We start from the raw sequence: 15,297 nt of genomic DNA, 5'->3' as shown, positions 1-15,297 counted from the left end.
TCCTAGTGCATGTAGAGTCCGCCATCGACATTCAGCGTCTGGCCGGAGATGTACCCGGCGTCCTCGCTGATGAGGAAGGCGATGGCTGCTGCGATGTCGCGCGTGGACCCGACCCGGTTGACCACGAGGTCCTTGGTGAGTTCGTCCTTGCGTTCCTGGCTGAGGGTGCCGCCCATGATGTCGGTGTCGATGGGGCCCGGGGAGATGGCGTTGACGGTGATGTCGTACTTCCCCAGTTCGCGGGCGGTGGAACGGGTCAGCCCGATCACGCCGGCCTTGGCCACCGAGTAGGGCGTCTTGGAGAAGGTGCCGCCGCCGCGCTGGGCGGACACGGAGGAGATGTTGACGATGCGTCCGATCCGGTTCTTCACCATGGATTCGGCCACCCGGCGGGTGGCGTAGTGGACGCCGTTGAGGTTGATGTTCAGGACGCGGTCCCATTCGGCGGCGTCCAGTTCCAGGTACGGAACCGGCGAGCTGACGCCGGCCACGTTGGCGAGGGCCACGACCTGCGGCAGTTCCGCTTCGATGGAATCGATGGCTGCGCGGACGGACGCTTCGTCACCGACGTTGGCGCCGACACCGTGGGCCTGGACGCCGTGCTGGGCGGCGAGGTCCTTGGCGGTGGCCTCGCACAGGGCGTCGTCGAGGTCGATGATGCCGATGTTCCAGCCCTGCGCGGCGAGGTAGTTGACGGTGGCCCGGCCGATGCCGCGCTCGGAGACGGCGCCGGTGACGATTGCCGTGCGTTCTGCGGGGAAAGTGCTCATGGTTGCTCCTGGAGGATGCGAAGAGTAAGGGACCGCTCAGTTGATGGGGGCCGGGCCGAGGTCGTCGATCAGCTTCTGCATGGCCACGTAGGCCTTGTTGCGGTACGCGATCAGTTCGGGAGTGCGCTCGGCCGGGACGTTGAGGAAGCCTGCGCCGGTCTTGGTGCCCAGCTTCCCGGCGTCCACCAGGTCGCTAAGGATCTTCGGGGTGGCGAACCGCTCCGGGAAGTCGGTCTGGAGGGACTTATAGCAGAAGTTGTACACATCCAGCCCGGCCATGTCCGCGATGGCGAACGGTCCGAAGAACGGCAGCCGGAAGCCGAACGTGGTGCGGACCAGGGTGTCCACGTCGTCCGCTGTCGCGATGCCCTGCTCCACCAGCTGCGCGGCTTCGTGGAACAGCGCGTACTGCAGCCGGTTGAGCACGAAGCCGGTGACGTCCTTGACGACGGCTGTCTGCTTGCCGGCGGCGTGCACCAGGTCGCGGACGGCGCCGACGGTGCCGGCCGAGGTGCCGGCGTGAGGGATGATCTCGACGCCGGGGATGAACGGCGACGGGTTGGAGAAGTGCACGCCCAGGAAGCGCTCCGGGTTGGTGACCGGCTCGGACAGTTCGGCGATGGAGATCGTGGACGTGTTGGAGCCGATAATGGCGTCCGGCCGGGCTGCTGCGCTGATGCGGGCCAGGGTCTGGTGCTTGATGGCGATGACCTCGGGAACGGCTTCCTCGATGAAGTCGGCGTCAGCGACAGCTTCCTCGATGTCCTTGGCGGCCCAGAGGTTCTGCTTCAGGATTTCGGTGGAACCGGCGGGGAACAGGCCGTCCGCCACGAACTGGTCCGACTCCGCCAGGAGCCTGTCGTAGTTGCTCTGCGCCACTTCGGCGGATACGTCGGCGAGTGCCACGCGGGCCCCGCCGAGGGCCAGGACCTGCGCGATGCCGCCGCCCATGTAGCCGGAGCCGACGACGGCGATCTTCCGGGCGCTGTTTACGTCAACGGTGGTGGTGGTGCTTGCTGTTTCGGTCATGATCAGATTGCCTTCGTGTAGTCGGGCTCGTAGGAGCAGATGGCGTCCACCTTGGCGGCGGAGGATGAGGTCTCATCGAAACGGTAGTCGAGCCATTCGCCCACCAGCTTCTTGGCCAGTTCCAGGCCGATGACGCGCTGGCCCATGGTGAGGACCTGTGCGTTGTTACTCAGCACGGAGCGTTCCACGGAGTAGCCGTCGTGGGCGGTGACTGCGCGGATCCCGGGTACCTTGTTGGCTGCGATGGCCACCCCCAGCCCGGTACCGCAGATCAGCAGCGCCCGGTCCGCTTCGCCGTCGGCCACCTTACGGGCGGCATCGACGGCGACGTGCGGGTACGCGGTCGAGTCGTTCGCTCCGACGCCCACGTCCAGAACGGACGCCACGCGGCCGTCCGCTTCGAGGAGCGCCTTCAGCGCTTCCTTGTATTCGACGCCGGCTTCATCGTTGCCGATGACGATGCGCCAACCTGCCGTGTTAGTCATGCGCGTGCTCCATTTCCCGCCGCAGCGGCCAGTTGGGAATCAGACGGTTGTGAATCAGTCAGGTCGGAATCGAGGTAGTTCGAGATCCGGGCAGCGATCAGCCCGAAGGACACAGCGCCGGGATCGGGATGGCCCAGGCTCTTTTCCGCCAGCGGCCGTGCCCTGCCCTTGAGCGGCCGGAGCGAAGCGGTGGCGTCCGCCGCCGCCTGTGCGGCAGCCGCTGCGGCGGCGAGGGCGACGGCGACGGGAGTGCCGTCGTCGAACGCTGCCAGGAAGGTGTCCTTGAAGGGAAGCAGCGCGTCCACCATGGTCTTGTCCCCCGGTTCGGCCTTGCCGAGGGCGGTGATTGCGTCCACGAAGGCCGTGACGGCGGCCGCAGCATCCTCGCCGCGGTACGCGTCCCTGTTGCCGAGCGCGAGTCCGGCGGCGATCACCGCGGATCCCCACAGGGCCCCCGAGGTTCCGCCGGCGCGTTCGCTCCAGGCCTCCCCGGCAGCGGTGAGCACGCGTTCTGCCGATGCCCCCGCCGCAGAGGTTTGCTGTGCTGCGGCGGCTGCCGCGTCCACGCCCCGGCGCATGCCGATGCCGTGGTCGCCGTCGCCCGCGATGGCGTCCAGGTTGCCCAGTTCCTCTTCATGTTCGACGACGACGCCCTGCACCTGGGCGAGCACGGCGGCTGCCAGCCGGCCCAGGTCCGCTGCTGCCGCCGTCGTTTCTTCGGATTCGGCGGTCACTGCGTCCTCCGGTCCGGCCGGCTCGCGGCGTGCCCGCGGGGCGAGGTTCCCCTTGCGGAAGGCGGGGGTATCGGCAGGGGCTGCCCAGAACTGCTCCAGTTCCTCGTCCAGCCAGAGCAGGGTCAGGGAGAGCCCGGACATGTCCAGGCTGGTGACCAGCTCACCGCATTCCGGTTCCACCACCGTCAGGCCGGCCGCGGTCAGGAGCTTTTCGATCTTGCCGAACAGCAGGAACAGCTCGTCGTACTTGACCGTGCCCAGGCCGTTGACGATGGCCACCACGCGGTTCCCGGCGTCGTCGGGCTTGTCCGCGAGGAGCCGGGAGACGAGCAGTTCGGCGAGTTCGGAGGCTGTGGGCATGGGGTGCTCGGAGATCCCCGGTTCGCCGTGGATGCCCAGGCCCAGCGACATCTGGCCGGCCGGCACATGGAACAGCGGTGCCTCCGCTCCCGGGAGGGTGCAGCCGTCGAAGGCCACGCCGAGGGAACGGGTGCGGTAGTTGGTGCGGATGGCGAGCCGCTCGACGGCGTCGAGGTCCAGACCCGCTTCGGCTGCGGCGCCGGCGATCTTGAAGACCGTCAGGTCCCCGGCGATGCCGCGGCGCTTTTCGATCTGGTCCAGCGGCGCGCTGGCGATGTCGTCCGTGACAAGGACGGTGCGGGTTTCGATGCCTTCCGCATTGAGCCGCAGCTGGGCCTGGCCGAAGTGGAGCACGTCGCCGGCGTAGTTGCCGTAGCTCAGCAGCACGCCGCCGCCCGCGTTGGCGGCCTTGGCCACCCGGTAGACCTGGCCGGCTGCCGGGGACGCGAACATGTTGCCGCAGGCTGATCCGGTGGCTAGGCCCGGTCCCACCAGGCCGGCGAAGGCCGGGTAGTGGCCGGAGCCGCCGCCCACCACCAGGGCCACCTGGCCGGCAGGCACCTCGGTGGAGCGGACGACTCCGCCGTCCATCCGGGCCACGTAGCCGCGGTTGGCCGCCACAAAGCCGTCCAGTGCCTCATCCGCGAAGTCAGCGGGGTTGTCGAAGATCTGGGTCATGGTTCCTCATTGAATCCGTGTTGGGAAAGCGGTGCTGGGTTTGGAGGCCGGCTTCAGTCAGACGCCGGCAATGCTTAGACGCCGGCGAGTTCGACGGCGGACGGCTGCTGCCGTCCCTGGGCCACCTGGCTCTGGCCGAGTGAGTAGCCGTCGGTCTTCGGGAGGACGTGGCGGCGCAGGTAATCCTGGTTGCTGGCGGTCACGCTCAGGCCATCTCCGCCGTAGTGCTCGGTGCAGAGGATGCCCTGGAACCCGACGGAAAGCGCAAGTTTGAAGGCTTCGCGGTAGTTGATGAGACCGCTTTCCATCGGTGCCGGCATGGTGACGTACATCTCGCGGGCTGCGTCCTCGTCCCGGATGTAGTTCTTCATGTGCCAGTAGTTGGAGTACGGCAGGGTCCTGGCCACCATCTCGCGCCAGTCCTCGATGGGCCGGTGGAGCCGGATCAGGTTGCCGAGGTCCGGATTGAGGCCGACGTTTGAGAGGCCGATGTCCTGGACCAGCTGCACGGACGACTCCGCGGTGCCCAGGTAGGTGTCCTCGTACATTTCGAGCGAGAGCAGGACGCCCACCTCGGCAGCGTGCCGGCCGAGTTCGCGGAGGCGGGTGACGGCGTTGCCCCAGGCTTCCTTGTTCCCCGCCGGGTCCTTGTGGCCCTCAACCGTCCAGAACCAGAGCTGCTTCTGCTGCTCGGCGGTCAATGCCTGGTGGAGCCCGAAGGAGACGACCTCGCAGCCCAGCTCTGCGGCGGCGTCGATGGTGCGGTGGCTGTAGGCGAGGTTGGCTTCCCAGTTGCCTTCCTCGATGACGCTGCGGCGGATCGCGGAGATGACCGGGATGCCGATGCCGACGTTGGCCGCCGTTTGCTTGAATTCGGCTAGGCGCTCCTTGCTCAGGTCCCCCGGGCGAACCCAGCTGTCCGTCAGGTCCGCGTGGGCGAAACCGGCGTCCTTGACCTCGGTGAGGACCTCGGCCCAGGCCGAAGCGTCGGCGTCGTTGATCGGGGTTCCCTGGGCGTCGGTGCCCGGGAACTGCAGCAGGGCCGCGGTAATGGGCCAGTTCTCAGCTGCGTAAGCCATGATGTTCACTCCTTGTGCGAATCCTGTTTCCTATAGGATTTACTATCGGCACAAAGTTGTCAAGGGTCACACTTGGGTGGTGCCAGCCCAACTAGGTAGCAGCAGGTGTCGTTTTGAGGCTCCAAAACGACACCTGCTGCTACTTAGTTGGGAGGGCGGTTTAGCCTTCGGGGGCGTCAGCGATGGCGCGGCCGCGGACCTTCCGGACGTGCTCTGCCATGGCGGAGGCGGCCTTTCCGGGTTCCCCCGTGGACAGCGCGTCGAGGACGGATTGGTGTTCCGCGATGGCATTTTCGGCGTCTGTGATGCCGACGCCGCCGAACAGGCGGAACCGCTGAACCTGGCCCCCCAGTGCCGCATAGGCCGCCACCATGAACTGGTTGCCTGTTTGTTCGGCGATGAGCCGGTGGAAGCGTTCGTCGGCTTCAAGGTAGTCGCGGTATTCAGCGAACGACGGCCCGCGCGGGGCGGTCTTCAGGTCCGTTACTGCCTGTTCCAGCTGAGTGAACCGTTCCGGGGTCAGCCGTGCACAGGCGAGGCGCGCATTCACCGGTTCAATGGCGAGCCGGGCCTCCATCAGCTCGGCAAAGTCCTCGCGGGTGAATACCGGCGCCACGCGGTAGCCCTTGAGGGCCACGCGGCGGACCATGCCGGTGTGTTCCAGCCGGGCCAGGGCTTCGCGGACGGGGGTGGGCGAAACGTCGAGATCCCGTGCGGTTCCATCAATGCTGACGGTGGCGCCCGGTTCGAGCCGACCATCCATCAGTGATTCCAGCAGCTCCTCGTAGACGTGGTCGGCCAGCACCTGGCGGCTCACAGGCCTGCCTTTACGGCTGCCGGGACTGCTGATCTGGGACGGTGGTTGCATGTTCAGATCCTATAGGGCTGCCGCCACCACGGCTTGCGACCAAGGAGCACAACGGCTTGTCCGTATGCGGCTCTTGGGAGCCTTGCCTGACGCTTCAAAGTACCGACCGGACCCACTAAATCAGCTTGGTTCACTCGCGTCTGCACAGAATTAACGTGGAGGAAATACGCCCGTTGCCCTTGCCTTGCTGCTTCAAAAATAGTGGGAACAAGTAGGGATCTCACGGGCATCTTCCGCGCGGGCGCGCGGTCAACGTGCCGCGCCGCACTGCCTGGTTTACGGGCGGTCCGAGTACTCAAACGCGTACGCACCCCAGGAAGTGGAGTATCCCGCACCGGAGAGACAAGTGAGGGCTACTCGTGCCGGTCTCGGAAGCCCGCCGGTACGTTCGGAGCACTTGGCCGGTTGAGAGGCACCGGCAAGACCAGGGGATGCCGAGTCATTCGACGAACCTGTCCCAAGGACCCTCAGCCGGGCCGACTATCGAACCGCCGGCCCCAGACCAAAACCCCCGGAAATTTCGATCCGCCGCGCCCGGCTGACGTAGTTTCCCGGAGAAATCCCACTTCGACGCTGGAGGAAACTGTGACCTCACGTATTGAGTCCAAAGAAATCGCGGGGGCGAAGAACAGGCCTCTGGATTACGTGCGACAGCGGCATCATTTGACCTTCGATGCTACTGCCATCAAGCCAGCGCTGCGACGCGGGGCCAGTCTGGCAGGGGGAACCCTGGCGGCCGGGCACGTTGAGCCGGCCGGGAAGCACCGTTCCGGCGGAAAACGGCTGTGGTCCGCCCAGCGCTTTGTCCTTCTCCTTGTCCTCCTTGATCTGGCCATTGGGCTGGGCATCGCTTTCGTAGCGACGCTGACGGGGTCCATGGACTCCCTGGCCGACGTTTTTGTCTTCGCATCATGGCTCATGGTGTGGTTCGTTTGCTCCACTGAAGCGGGCGCGTTCTCCCCCTTGGGCGGATTCTCCTCTCGTCGGGATACGCTCGAAACTTTTGCCCTCAGCATTCGTTCCGGAGCTACTGCCTTGGCCGTGTGCGTCGTGATCGCCGTTGTTGTGGGCCAGGAGCAGGGCTACCTGGAACTCATCGAGGTGATAGTCGCACTCAGTCTGTTGAGCGGGGTGGCCAGGGTGTTCCTTACAAGGTTGTCGTCCCCTCGAGTCCTCGTGGTGACGCTTGAAACCGATCCCCTCCCTGCGGGCTACGGCCCGAACCTGACGTTTCGCCACCTTCCTGTAGCTGCCGATCTGTTGGATCAACCGGACCTCCTGGTGGCCCGGATCGCCGAAGCAGCCAAGGCCTTTGATGCATGCACCGTGGAGATTGTCGGCGACGTGGGTCTCTCCGGCCAGCTCTGGCGAAGCCTTAGCTGGGAGCTGCGGGAGCAGCACGCCAGCCTGCGCTTCGCCGTCGCCGGCGGGCCGCTGCGCCAACGCAGGGTCAGGTGCGCGGTCAAGGGCCCCCGTGTTGTCCTTGAGATTTCGGCTCCAGTCCAGCCGCTGGCCGTCAGGTTGGGGAAGCGGTGCACCGATATTGCCGGCTCGCTCTGCCTTATCCTCGCGCTTTCCCCGCTGCTTATTGCCTTGGCGATCCTGGTCAAGCTGACTAGTCGCGGACCGGCACTGTACGGGCAGGAACGTGTGGGCAAGAACGGCGCGCTGTTCAATATCCTGAAATTCCGTTCCATGGCTGACGGCTCGGACGCGCAGCTGCAGTCGCTGCTCAAGCAGCAGGACAAGGCTGACACCCCGCTGTTCAAGGTGGATAACGACCCCCGAATCACGCGAGTGGGGGCTGTTCTTCGCCGATACTCGCTGGACGAACTGCCTCAGCTCTTCAACGTGCTGGCCGGCTCCATGAGCTTGGTTGGCCCCAGGCCCCAACGGCCGGCAGAGGTTGCCCTGTACCGGGGAGACGCTGCACATCGCCTCGGCGTTCCGCCCGGAATGACGGGGCTGTGGCAGGTGAGCGGGCGGTCGCGGTTGAGTTGGGACGAGGCGCAGCAACTGGATATTGACTACGCCCACAACTGGTCCCTTTGGGAGGACCTTCACATCCTTGCCCGTACCGCCCGCGCTGTCTTCGGAGCAGACGGCGCACGGTGATGGATACCAGAATGGAGACCTCCTTCGAGACCGGGAGGCCGGGTCGAGGCCGCTCGGGCATCATGAGCCCGGGCGGGGCGAGAGGTTCAGCCGCTCGCAGCCTTGGCGCCGAGACCCAATTCCTGGCGATAGCCTTGGCGGGCGTGGCGTGCACGTTGTCCCTGGTTGCGCGGCGTTTCCTGCCGGAGAGATTCCTTCTCGACGACCATCACATCAAGCTGGCCATTGAAAGCCCGATGGCCGGTGAGGAAAAATCTCAGTCCTTCCGAAACATCGCCGCGGTCTACAGGTTTCTCGGGCTCGGCTACGACCCTGCCATGGATGCCTTGCTCACGCTGGTTGTTTTTGCTCTTGCGGTCTTTGCGGCTGCCAGATGGGCTGAGATCGCACGATTTGGTTTCGTCGGTGTGTGCGTTCTGGCAATCTGCTTCCTCTGCGCCGTGGTCTACCTGGCTCAGTACAGCAAGGAGTCCATTCCCGTCTTGCTGGTCCTGCTCCTGATGACCATGCCGCGGCACCTTGGCGCAGAGCTATGCTTTGCGGCGGCGGTGGTCGGTTACGGCGCACTTTTCCGGCAGTACTGGTTTTTTGTAGCCGCATTCTACCTCGTGTGGCGGTTGCTCTTGACCAAAACGCGTAGTCCTTTGTGGATGCTGACGGCCATCGCGGTTCTTTATTGGTTGCTTGAGCTGACCTTCCAGAACGTTCTCGGCCAGGGCCTCACCGCCTTCCGGGAGGCGGTCAACGACTCCCGGGAGGGCGTGCCCGTTGCGTCGCTCATCGTGGATCCTTTGGCCGCCGGCGACGGGTTCTCGATGGTGCCCGGCGCGGTGCTCGTGTTGCTGGGCCTGCTCGTGCCAGTCCAGCTTTTCCTGAGCGGGAGCGCGTTCCACATACTCTCCGCCTCGATGATCGCTTTCCTGTGGATTACGGCATTTGCCGGAATCCTCCGTGCGAAGCGTGGGCCGCGTGCCGGGGCGGAGCCGGACGTCCACGCCCGGACAAAAATGGACTCGAACCGCTCGCTGAGGGCCACGCGGGCCGCCGCCCTGCTGCTGGCGGTTGTCCTGGTGCAGGCCATTTTCGAGCCGGATTTCGGGTCATACCTCAAACACCTCACGCCACTTCTTCCGTTGTTCCTGACCCTGGTTCCACTGCGCGAGAGGGACGTGATCACATGAAAATACTGCATGTCACCGATGCGAGTTCCGCCGGCGTTTTGACGTCGGTCACCACTCTCGCCAGGGCACAGTCCACCTCGTCCTTGTTCAGCGAAGTTGCCTTCGCCTACGTCCGTCGTGAAGACTCCCCGGAGCAACACGAGATACAAGGACTCACCGGCCAGCATGTCTCCGTGCACGAGTGGTCATCCTCGAGTGGTCCCGTCCGTTTGGTTGCGCTAACGCATCATCTGGTCCGTGCCCTGCGCTCCGGACGCTATGACGTCATTCATTTCCATTCCTCCCGCGCCGGCTTTCTGGGCAGGCTGGTTGCAAGACTGGCCGGCCGCTCCCCCGATGCCGTCTACAGCCCGCACTTTTTTGCCTTCGCCCAGACCGGTCTGAGCGCTCCGAAACGCGCTGCGTACCTTTTCTTGGAGAGGGCGGCCGCGTTCTGCGGAGACAAGCTTGTGGTCGTGTCTGATTCGGAAGGCGCGCTGGCAAGGGCGTCACTGCCAGGAATTGCCGTCGCAGTCCTCCCGAATGTCGTGGACAACGAGTCCCTGAATGACTATACGCGGATGGCCAGGACCGGAAGCCAAGGACCCCGTCTATCGCCAGCCAAGCAGACCTACCGTGTCGTGCATGTCGGGCGGATTGCGGAACAAAAATGCCCCGAACTCTTCCGTGCGGCCATAGACGCGCTGTATGAACGGTTTCCGCCCGGCGCGGACGTCCAAATCGAAGTGGTTTGGCTCGGCGACGGCAGGCGGTCCCTGCTGGGCGACCGTACCCAGCGGATTGAGGTGAGTGGGTGGCTGCCCCGCGAGGTGCTGCGCGAACGGCTGGCTGCCGCCGACGTCGTACTGTTCACGTCCCGCGGTGAAGGCATGCCCATGGCCTTACTCGAAGCGCAGGGCCTCGGAATTCCCGTCGTTGCCTCAAGGGTGACCGGAGTATGTGATGTCGTGGAGCACGGAATTACCGGATTCCTGGGCACTTCCCCTGACGAGCTCGTCGGCTATGTGTACCGGCTCCTGACCGACGACCGGCTACGTGCACGGATGCGGCAAGCATCCCAGCTACGCAGCACTCAGCTGTTCGACGTTGGTGCCCTTGCAGAACGCTCCCTGGCGGCATACAACTCGCTGAAGCTCGGCGGCGGGGTGACGGCGTGAAGGTCGCAACAGCAAAGCACCGGAGCGAACGGACAGGTCTGGCCCGGCTCGGAGGGGACGCCACCACGGTTGCGCTGGGTCAAATGAGCGCCTTTGTGTATCCGCTGGTCTCCATTCCGTATCTGAGCCGGATTTTCGGAACCAACGGACTTGGTCAGCTGCTCTTGGCGATGTCAATCATCAACGTATTGGTCCTGGTCGTGGACTTTGGTTTCGGCATGAGCGCACTGCGTCGCGTGGCGCTGGCCGGGACAGCTCGCGAGCGGTCCCACATTGTTTCGTCCACGTTGGCGGCCAAGGTCCTTCTGCTTGGCGGCTCCGCGTCCGTTCTGGGCGTCCTGGTCCTTGTGATTCCGGAGCTCCGGGCCCATTGGCAGCTCTACTTCATCGGTTCCGTATTGACAGTCGGGGCGGCCGCCTACCCGACCTGGCTCTTGCAGGGAATTGGCAAGATCAAGACGTTCGCGGTGTTGCACGCTGTTTCCCGTCTCATCGCGCTCGTCGGGCTCCTGCTCACCGTCAAGTCAGGGTCCGACGCTACCCTGGCAATCTTCTGGCAGTTCGCGCCGGCCACGATTGCCGCTGTTGGTTCGTGGTTTTACCTTTCCGCGATCGGCTGCCACCAAATCGATCGACCGACGTGGCAGGCAGCACTCAGCGCCCTCCGCGAAAGCGCTCCGCTTTTCGTCGGATCCGTTGCCACAATCGTGATTTCGGCCATGAACACTGTGTTTCTGGGCGTATTTTCAACCATTCAACAGGTCGCCTTCTACGGTTCCGGCGAGCGTCTCTCCAACGCCTTGCGAGGGGTTCTCGGAGGAGTACAGCAGTCCTTGCTTCCGCGTGTGAGCGCATCCATCGGCTCCGACCACGGGGCGGCCCTGCGCCGAGCCGTACTGACCGGTTTGGTGGCCACCTACGGACTGGCCGGTGTGGGGTTGACCGCCTCCGCGGGCATTCTCGTTCCCTGGTACCTGGGGCACGGCTTCGACGCAGTTATCCCCGTCGCCCAGTTGCTCGGAGCTGCCCTCTGCCTCACGGGCGTGTCGACAGCCCTGACACTGCTTCTCATCGCCCATGGGCAAGCGACAATCTCGTCACGGGTGCTTGTGAGGGCAGCGCTCTTGCACCTCGTGCTACTGCCCTTGGGGTGCATCAACTTCGGGGCGGTCGGCGCGGCAGTCGCAGTCTGCCTCACCGAGCTCTTCATCGCAATCATGCTCGGCTGGTCGTTTCGGTGCTTCCACCGGCAAGAGCCAGTTGCTCGGCCCACCAGCTACGCCGGCCTTCCCGGGGGAACATCATGAATCCGACCGTGACCGTGGTCATGCCCATATACAACAACGAGGATTTTGTAGCGCGCGCCGTACATTCGGTTCTGGATCAGTCCTTCAAGGACTTCGAGGTGATCATCATTGATGATTCGTCGACTGACCGTTCACTGTCCACCGTTCGTCAGGCCGTGGACGAACGCCCTGAATCGGACCGAGACAAGGTGCACATCATTGGTCGGGAACACAATTTGGGGTACTCCGCTGCAACCAATACAGGTGTCGGGCTGGCCCGGGGACGTTGGATCTGGTTCGTGGACGGTGACGATTGGGCCGAACCGGAGATGCTGCGACGGCTTGTGGACGCTGCCAGGTCCCATGCAGCGCAGATAGCCGTCTCGAGGATACGCACAGTCCGCGTGGCGACAGGCGCCGCCAAGATCCTTCCAGAGTGGGCGCCGAGGGCCTCGGTAGCTACAGGTGTCGAATCGTTGAAACATCTGGCGCGGGGAGACATTGGGTCCTTTCAGACCAACAAGCTCGTCTCGAAAGACATTTGGGACGGTGTCGTGAGTCCGGGCAACGCCTACGGCGACCTGGCCATCATGCCAAAGCTATTCAGCCGTTCAGAACGAGTCGCCTTCGTGGACGAACCCCTCTACAACTATTCATTGCACTCGGGCTCAGTCACGGGCGCACTGCGGCCAAGTATGTGGGATCTCACCGCGCTGCACAGCTTCGTGGACCCCATCCTGGACGAGGTTTTCGCCCCCCGCGTGGCCCGTGCCCTCCGTAAGCACTTCGCATATCGGCTGGTGTATTGGCCGCTGATACATAATTCGGCTGCCGATATCAGCTCCGGTGTGCTGGCGGAGGAAATTCAATCGTGGACACGACACCAGATTCGCTGGTCGGAACTCTTGTGGCTCGTTGCCAGGGGCCGGGTGGCGCTGGTCGCTTCCCTGGGGTTGGCAAAGGGCTCACCGCATCTGCACAGGAAACTCTTTCGATACTACAAGGGGCGCACATCATGACATCGGCATTCTTTTTCTCCGCGATCCGTCGCTACTGGTACTTGCTCATAGCCGGTCTCATGATCGGCGCGTTCGCCTCAGTGGCAGTCGGCTCTGTCGTGCCGAAAACGTACGACGCGACTGCGCAAATTCTCCTGTCCGCTCCCAAGGTGACCGACCCGACAGACAGCAGCCTTTACGTCAGGGACCGGATGCCGACGTACGCGGAGTTCATTGAGTCGGAATCCGTCCTGGCTAATGCCCGCAGCTTGATGGGTACGGACGAATCAACCGCCTTCCTGGCCAGCCATATCGATGCCAGGGTCGAAGTCTCAACAGTCCTGATCACGATCACGGCAAGCTGGAGCGATCCCCAGGGCGCCGCCGATCTGGCCAATGCGGTGGCGCGTTCTTACGCTGAAGTGGCCCCACGCCTGGACAACAGGGACGATCCTATCCTCCGCTCCGATACCGTCGAGGCGGCCGTGGCGCCGAATGCCGACGCCGGCTTGAGTCCGATGGCCCTCATGACGATCGGGTCCACGGCGGGTTTGACTGCCGGACTCATCGCAGCGCTCCTCTGGAGAATTTATGGTCCGTATGCCCGCACCATCGAGGATATCGGCGAGTCCGCTGATGCCGAGGTCCTGGCCGTGGTGTCGGTTCCGCTGGGACGGGGGGCACATTCAGCCGACAGTCCGGCATCTCGCCACTCGTCGCCGAGAAAGCGTGGCCGTGCTGGCGGCTCCTTTGCCGCCTTGTACTCGGGTGCGGGCCTGGCCGGGCAGGGAGCCGGCCCCCGGCTGGTTGTGGTCGTCTCGACAGTGGATGGAGCCCATGCCGCCACTGTCGGCTGGGGCTTGGCGGCAACGTCCGCAGCGAGCGGTCAACGTTGCCTCCTCGTGGCTGTCGATGCCGCTGCCCGGACGGCCCTGGAAAGCCACGCCGGATGGACGCCCGCAGCAAAGCCCGGCAATGTCCCGCAGCTGTTGACCTCGGATGCATTCAATACCGCTGAGGGGGGCGTCACAACGGTGGACGGCGTGAACATGCTGCTGCGTAGCGCCGCAGGTTCCAAGGACCTGGTGGTGATTGCAGCGCCACCCCTTGACGCTGATGCCAACACCCGGGCGTTTGTGCAAATTGCCGGACAAACCCTGCTGGCCACTCCGCTTCGGGGTTCCCGCCGTGAGACGCTGCGCACTGCTGCGCAGCTCATCGGGCAGGCCGGTGCCTCAATTTTGGGGGTTGTCGCTACCATTCCCGACGTGTCCGGTCCCCAGGCCGCGCTTCCGGCCGAGGTCGGGCTCGAGTCTGAGCCCGAGCGGATCGGAGCACGGTGATGAACGCGACCACGATCCCCAACGCAGGCCAGCCCGCTTACACCCTTCATCTCTCCACGCCGGACGTGGGCAAGGCGGAAGAGGACGCCGTCGTGCGCGCGCTGCGCTCGGGGTGGGTGGCGCCACTGGGGCCTGAACTTGTGCTGTTCGAGCAGGAATTAGCAATACTGGCCGAGCGGCAGCACGCCCTCGCCGTCAGCTCGTGCACCGCCGCCCTCCACTTGGCGCTGTTGTGCTCCGGCGTGGGGCCGGGCGATGTTGTGCTCTGCTCCACCTTGACGTTCATCGCGACGGCGAGCGCCGTCACTTATACGGGAGCCACGCCCTATTTCATCGACTGCGACGCCACGGGCAACATGGACCCGGACCTCTTGTCCGAAGCACTGGCTGGGCTGGCAGACAGCGGGGCAAAAGCAGCTGCCGTCCTTGTGGTCGACATGCTGGGAAAGGTGGCCGACTACGAAAACATCTGCGCAATCGCGGCGCAGTACGGCCTGCCGGTTGTATCTGACGCCGCCGAGGCTGTGGGTGCGCGTCGGGATGGGCAACCCGCCGGCTCTTTCGGCAACTGTGCGGTCTTCTCTTTCAACGGCAACAAAATAATCACCACCTCCGGCGGTGGAGTGTTGCTCTGCGACGACGCGCGGATCGTCGAACGGGCAGGCTATTTGGCCAGCCAGGCGCGCCAGCCCGTCATCCACTATGAGCACACCGAAGTCGGCTACAACTACCGACTTTCGAACCTTCTGGCCGCTCTCGGACGGGCTCAGCTGAATCGGCTCCCCGAATTCTTGGCCCGTCGACGGGAGATTCGCTCTGCGTATCGCGAGTTCTGTGCCGGCCTGGACGGGGTGGATATCTTTGGCGGCGACGACACGGGAGACAACTGCTGGCTCACGGCAATCGTCATCGACCCCGGGCGCGCCAAATTCAATGCTTCTTGCCTGGCGAGCCGGCTGCAGGCAGACGGGATAGAAACCCGGCCCTTGTGGAAGCCGATGCATCTGCAACCCGTCTTCGCCTGCGCCGGCTCGTTTCCCCGGCTGGTAAACGGCACATCCGAGCGCTTCTTCAAGCAAGGCATCGTGCTGCCAAGCAGCCCAAACCTGTCCGAGGACCAGCTCTGCATGGTTCTTGACCGGATCAGGAGTTTCGCAAACCAGTTCGAGCTGGTTTCCTGATCCCCCTTCCATCACAGACCTACCCAAAAGGAA

At 64.4% G+C, this 15,297-nt stretch carries 13 protein-coding genes; 7 read left to right on the top strand and 6 right to left on the bottom strand.

From position 1 onward, the window contains the following. Positions 1-2 precede the first annotated feature (2 nt). The 6 genes from J7I79_RS04055 to J7I79_RS04030 all read right to left on the bottom strand — a co-directional run bounded on the left by J7I79_RS04055 (position 3) and on the right by J7I79_RS04030 (position 6,003). A complete protein-coding gene (locus J7I79_RS04055; protein WP_214950625.1) occupies positions 3-770 on the bottom strand; it encodes an SDR family NAD(P)-dependent oxidoreductase in 768 nt (255 codons plus the stop codon). Positions 771-806: 36 nt separating this feature from the next. After that, complete coding sequence (locus J7I79_RS04050) at positions 807-1,799, bottom strand: 3-hydroxyacyl-CoA dehydrogenase family protein (RefSeq protein ID WP_214950623.1); 993 nt, start codon at positions 1,797-1,799, stop codon at positions 807-809. A gap of 2 nt (positions 1,800-1,801) precedes the next feature. Beyond that, positions 1,802-2,284, bottom strand: a complete 483-nt coding sequence (locus J7I79_RS04045) for a ribose-5-phosphate isomerase (protein WP_214950621.1) — start codon at positions 2,282-2,284, stop codon at positions 1,802-1,804. Continuing rightward, positions 2,281-4,056: a dihydroxyacetone kinase subunit DhaL gene (dhaL, locus tag J7I79_RS04040; RefSeq protein WP_214950612.1), complete on the bottom strand. Its 1,776-nt coding sequence runs from the start codon at positions 4,054-4,056 to the stop codon at positions 2,281-2,283. The genes J7I79_RS04045 and dhaL overlap by 4 nt, the downstream gene beginning before the upstream one ends. Positions 4,057-4,130: 74 nt before the next feature. Then, the gene (locus tag J7I79_RS04035) at positions 4,131-5,135 is read right to left on the bottom strand and encodes a sugar phosphate isomerase/epimerase (protein ID WP_214950610.1); all 1,005 of its coding nucleotides are present in this window, start codon (positions 5,133-5,135) and stop codon (positions 4,131-4,133) included. 160 nt (positions 5,136-5,295) lie between these two features. Continuing rightward, positions 5,296-6,003, bottom strand: a complete 708-nt coding sequence (locus tag J7I79_RS04030; protein WP_214950608.1) for a GntR family transcriptional regulator — start codon at positions 6,001-6,003, stop codon at positions 5,296-5,298. Between the two features lie 585 nt (positions 6,004-6,588). Between J7I79_RS04030 and J7I79_RS04025 the strand changes: the two genes are divergently transcribed. The 7 genes from J7I79_RS04025 to J7I79_RS03995 are packed head-to-tail and all read left to right on the top strand — an operon-like array spanning position 6,589 to position 15,264. After that, positions 6,589-8,118 carry a sugar transferase gene (locus J7I79_RS04025; protein ID WP_311380512.1) on the top strand — a complete coding sequence of 510 codons (1,530 nt, stop codon included), beginning with the start codon at positions 6,589-6,591 and terminating at the stop codon, positions 8,116-8,118. Between the two features lie 11 nt (positions 8,119-8,129). Next, complete coding sequence (locus tag J7I79_RS04020; protein ID WP_214950606.1) at positions 8,130-9,299, top strand: hypothetical protein; 1,170 nt, start codon at positions 8,130-8,132, stop codon at positions 9,297-9,299. Continuing rightward, positions 9,296-10,456, top strand: coding sequence for a glycosyltransferase (locus J7I79_RS04015; RefSeq protein WP_214950605.1), 1,161 nt, complete (start codon positions 9,296-9,298; stop codon positions 10,454-10,456). The genes J7I79_RS04020 and J7I79_RS04015 overlap by 4 nt, the downstream gene beginning before the upstream one ends. Next, positions 10,453-11,763 carry an oligosaccharide flippase family protein gene (locus J7I79_RS04010; protein ID WP_214950603.1) on the top strand — a complete coding sequence of 437 codons (1,311 nt, stop codon included), beginning with the start codon at positions 10,453-10,455 and terminating at the stop codon, positions 11,761-11,763. The genes J7I79_RS04015 and J7I79_RS04010 overlap by 4 nt, the downstream gene beginning before the upstream one ends. Next, positions 11,760-12,761 (top strand): glycosyltransferase family 2 protein, encoded by a 1,002-nt coding sequence (locus J7I79_RS04005; protein WP_214950595.1) that lies wholly within the window; start codon positions 11,760-11,762, stop codon positions 12,759-12,761. Before J7I79_RS04010 ends, J7I79_RS04005 begins: the two co-directional genes overlap by 4 nt. Next, positions 12,758-14,083 (top strand): hypothetical protein, encoded by a 1,326-nt coding sequence (locus J7I79_RS04000; protein ID WP_214950593.1) that lies wholly within the window; start codon positions 12,758-12,760, stop codon positions 14,081-14,083. The genes J7I79_RS04005 and J7I79_RS04000 overlap by 4 nt, the downstream gene beginning before the upstream one ends. Next, the gene (locus J7I79_RS03995) at positions 14,083-15,264 is read left to right on the top strand and encodes a DegT/DnrJ/EryC1/StrS aminotransferase family protein (RefSeq protein ID WP_214950591.1); all 1,182 of its coding nucleotides are present in this window, start codon (positions 14,083-14,085) and stop codon (positions 15,262-15,264) included. The genes J7I79_RS04000 and J7I79_RS03995 overlap by 1 nt, the downstream gene beginning before the upstream one ends. The last annotated feature ends 33 nt before the right edge of the window (positions 15,265-15,297 follow it).

Source organism: Arthrobacter sp. ISL-69 (genome assembly GCF_018613775.1).
Classification (GTDB): Bacteria; Actinomycetota; Actinomycetes; order Actinomycetales; family Micrococcaceae; genus Arthrobacter.
The sequence above is the reverse complement of the archived record's forward strand: the minus strand, read 5'-3'. Positions and strand labels throughout refer to the sequence as shown.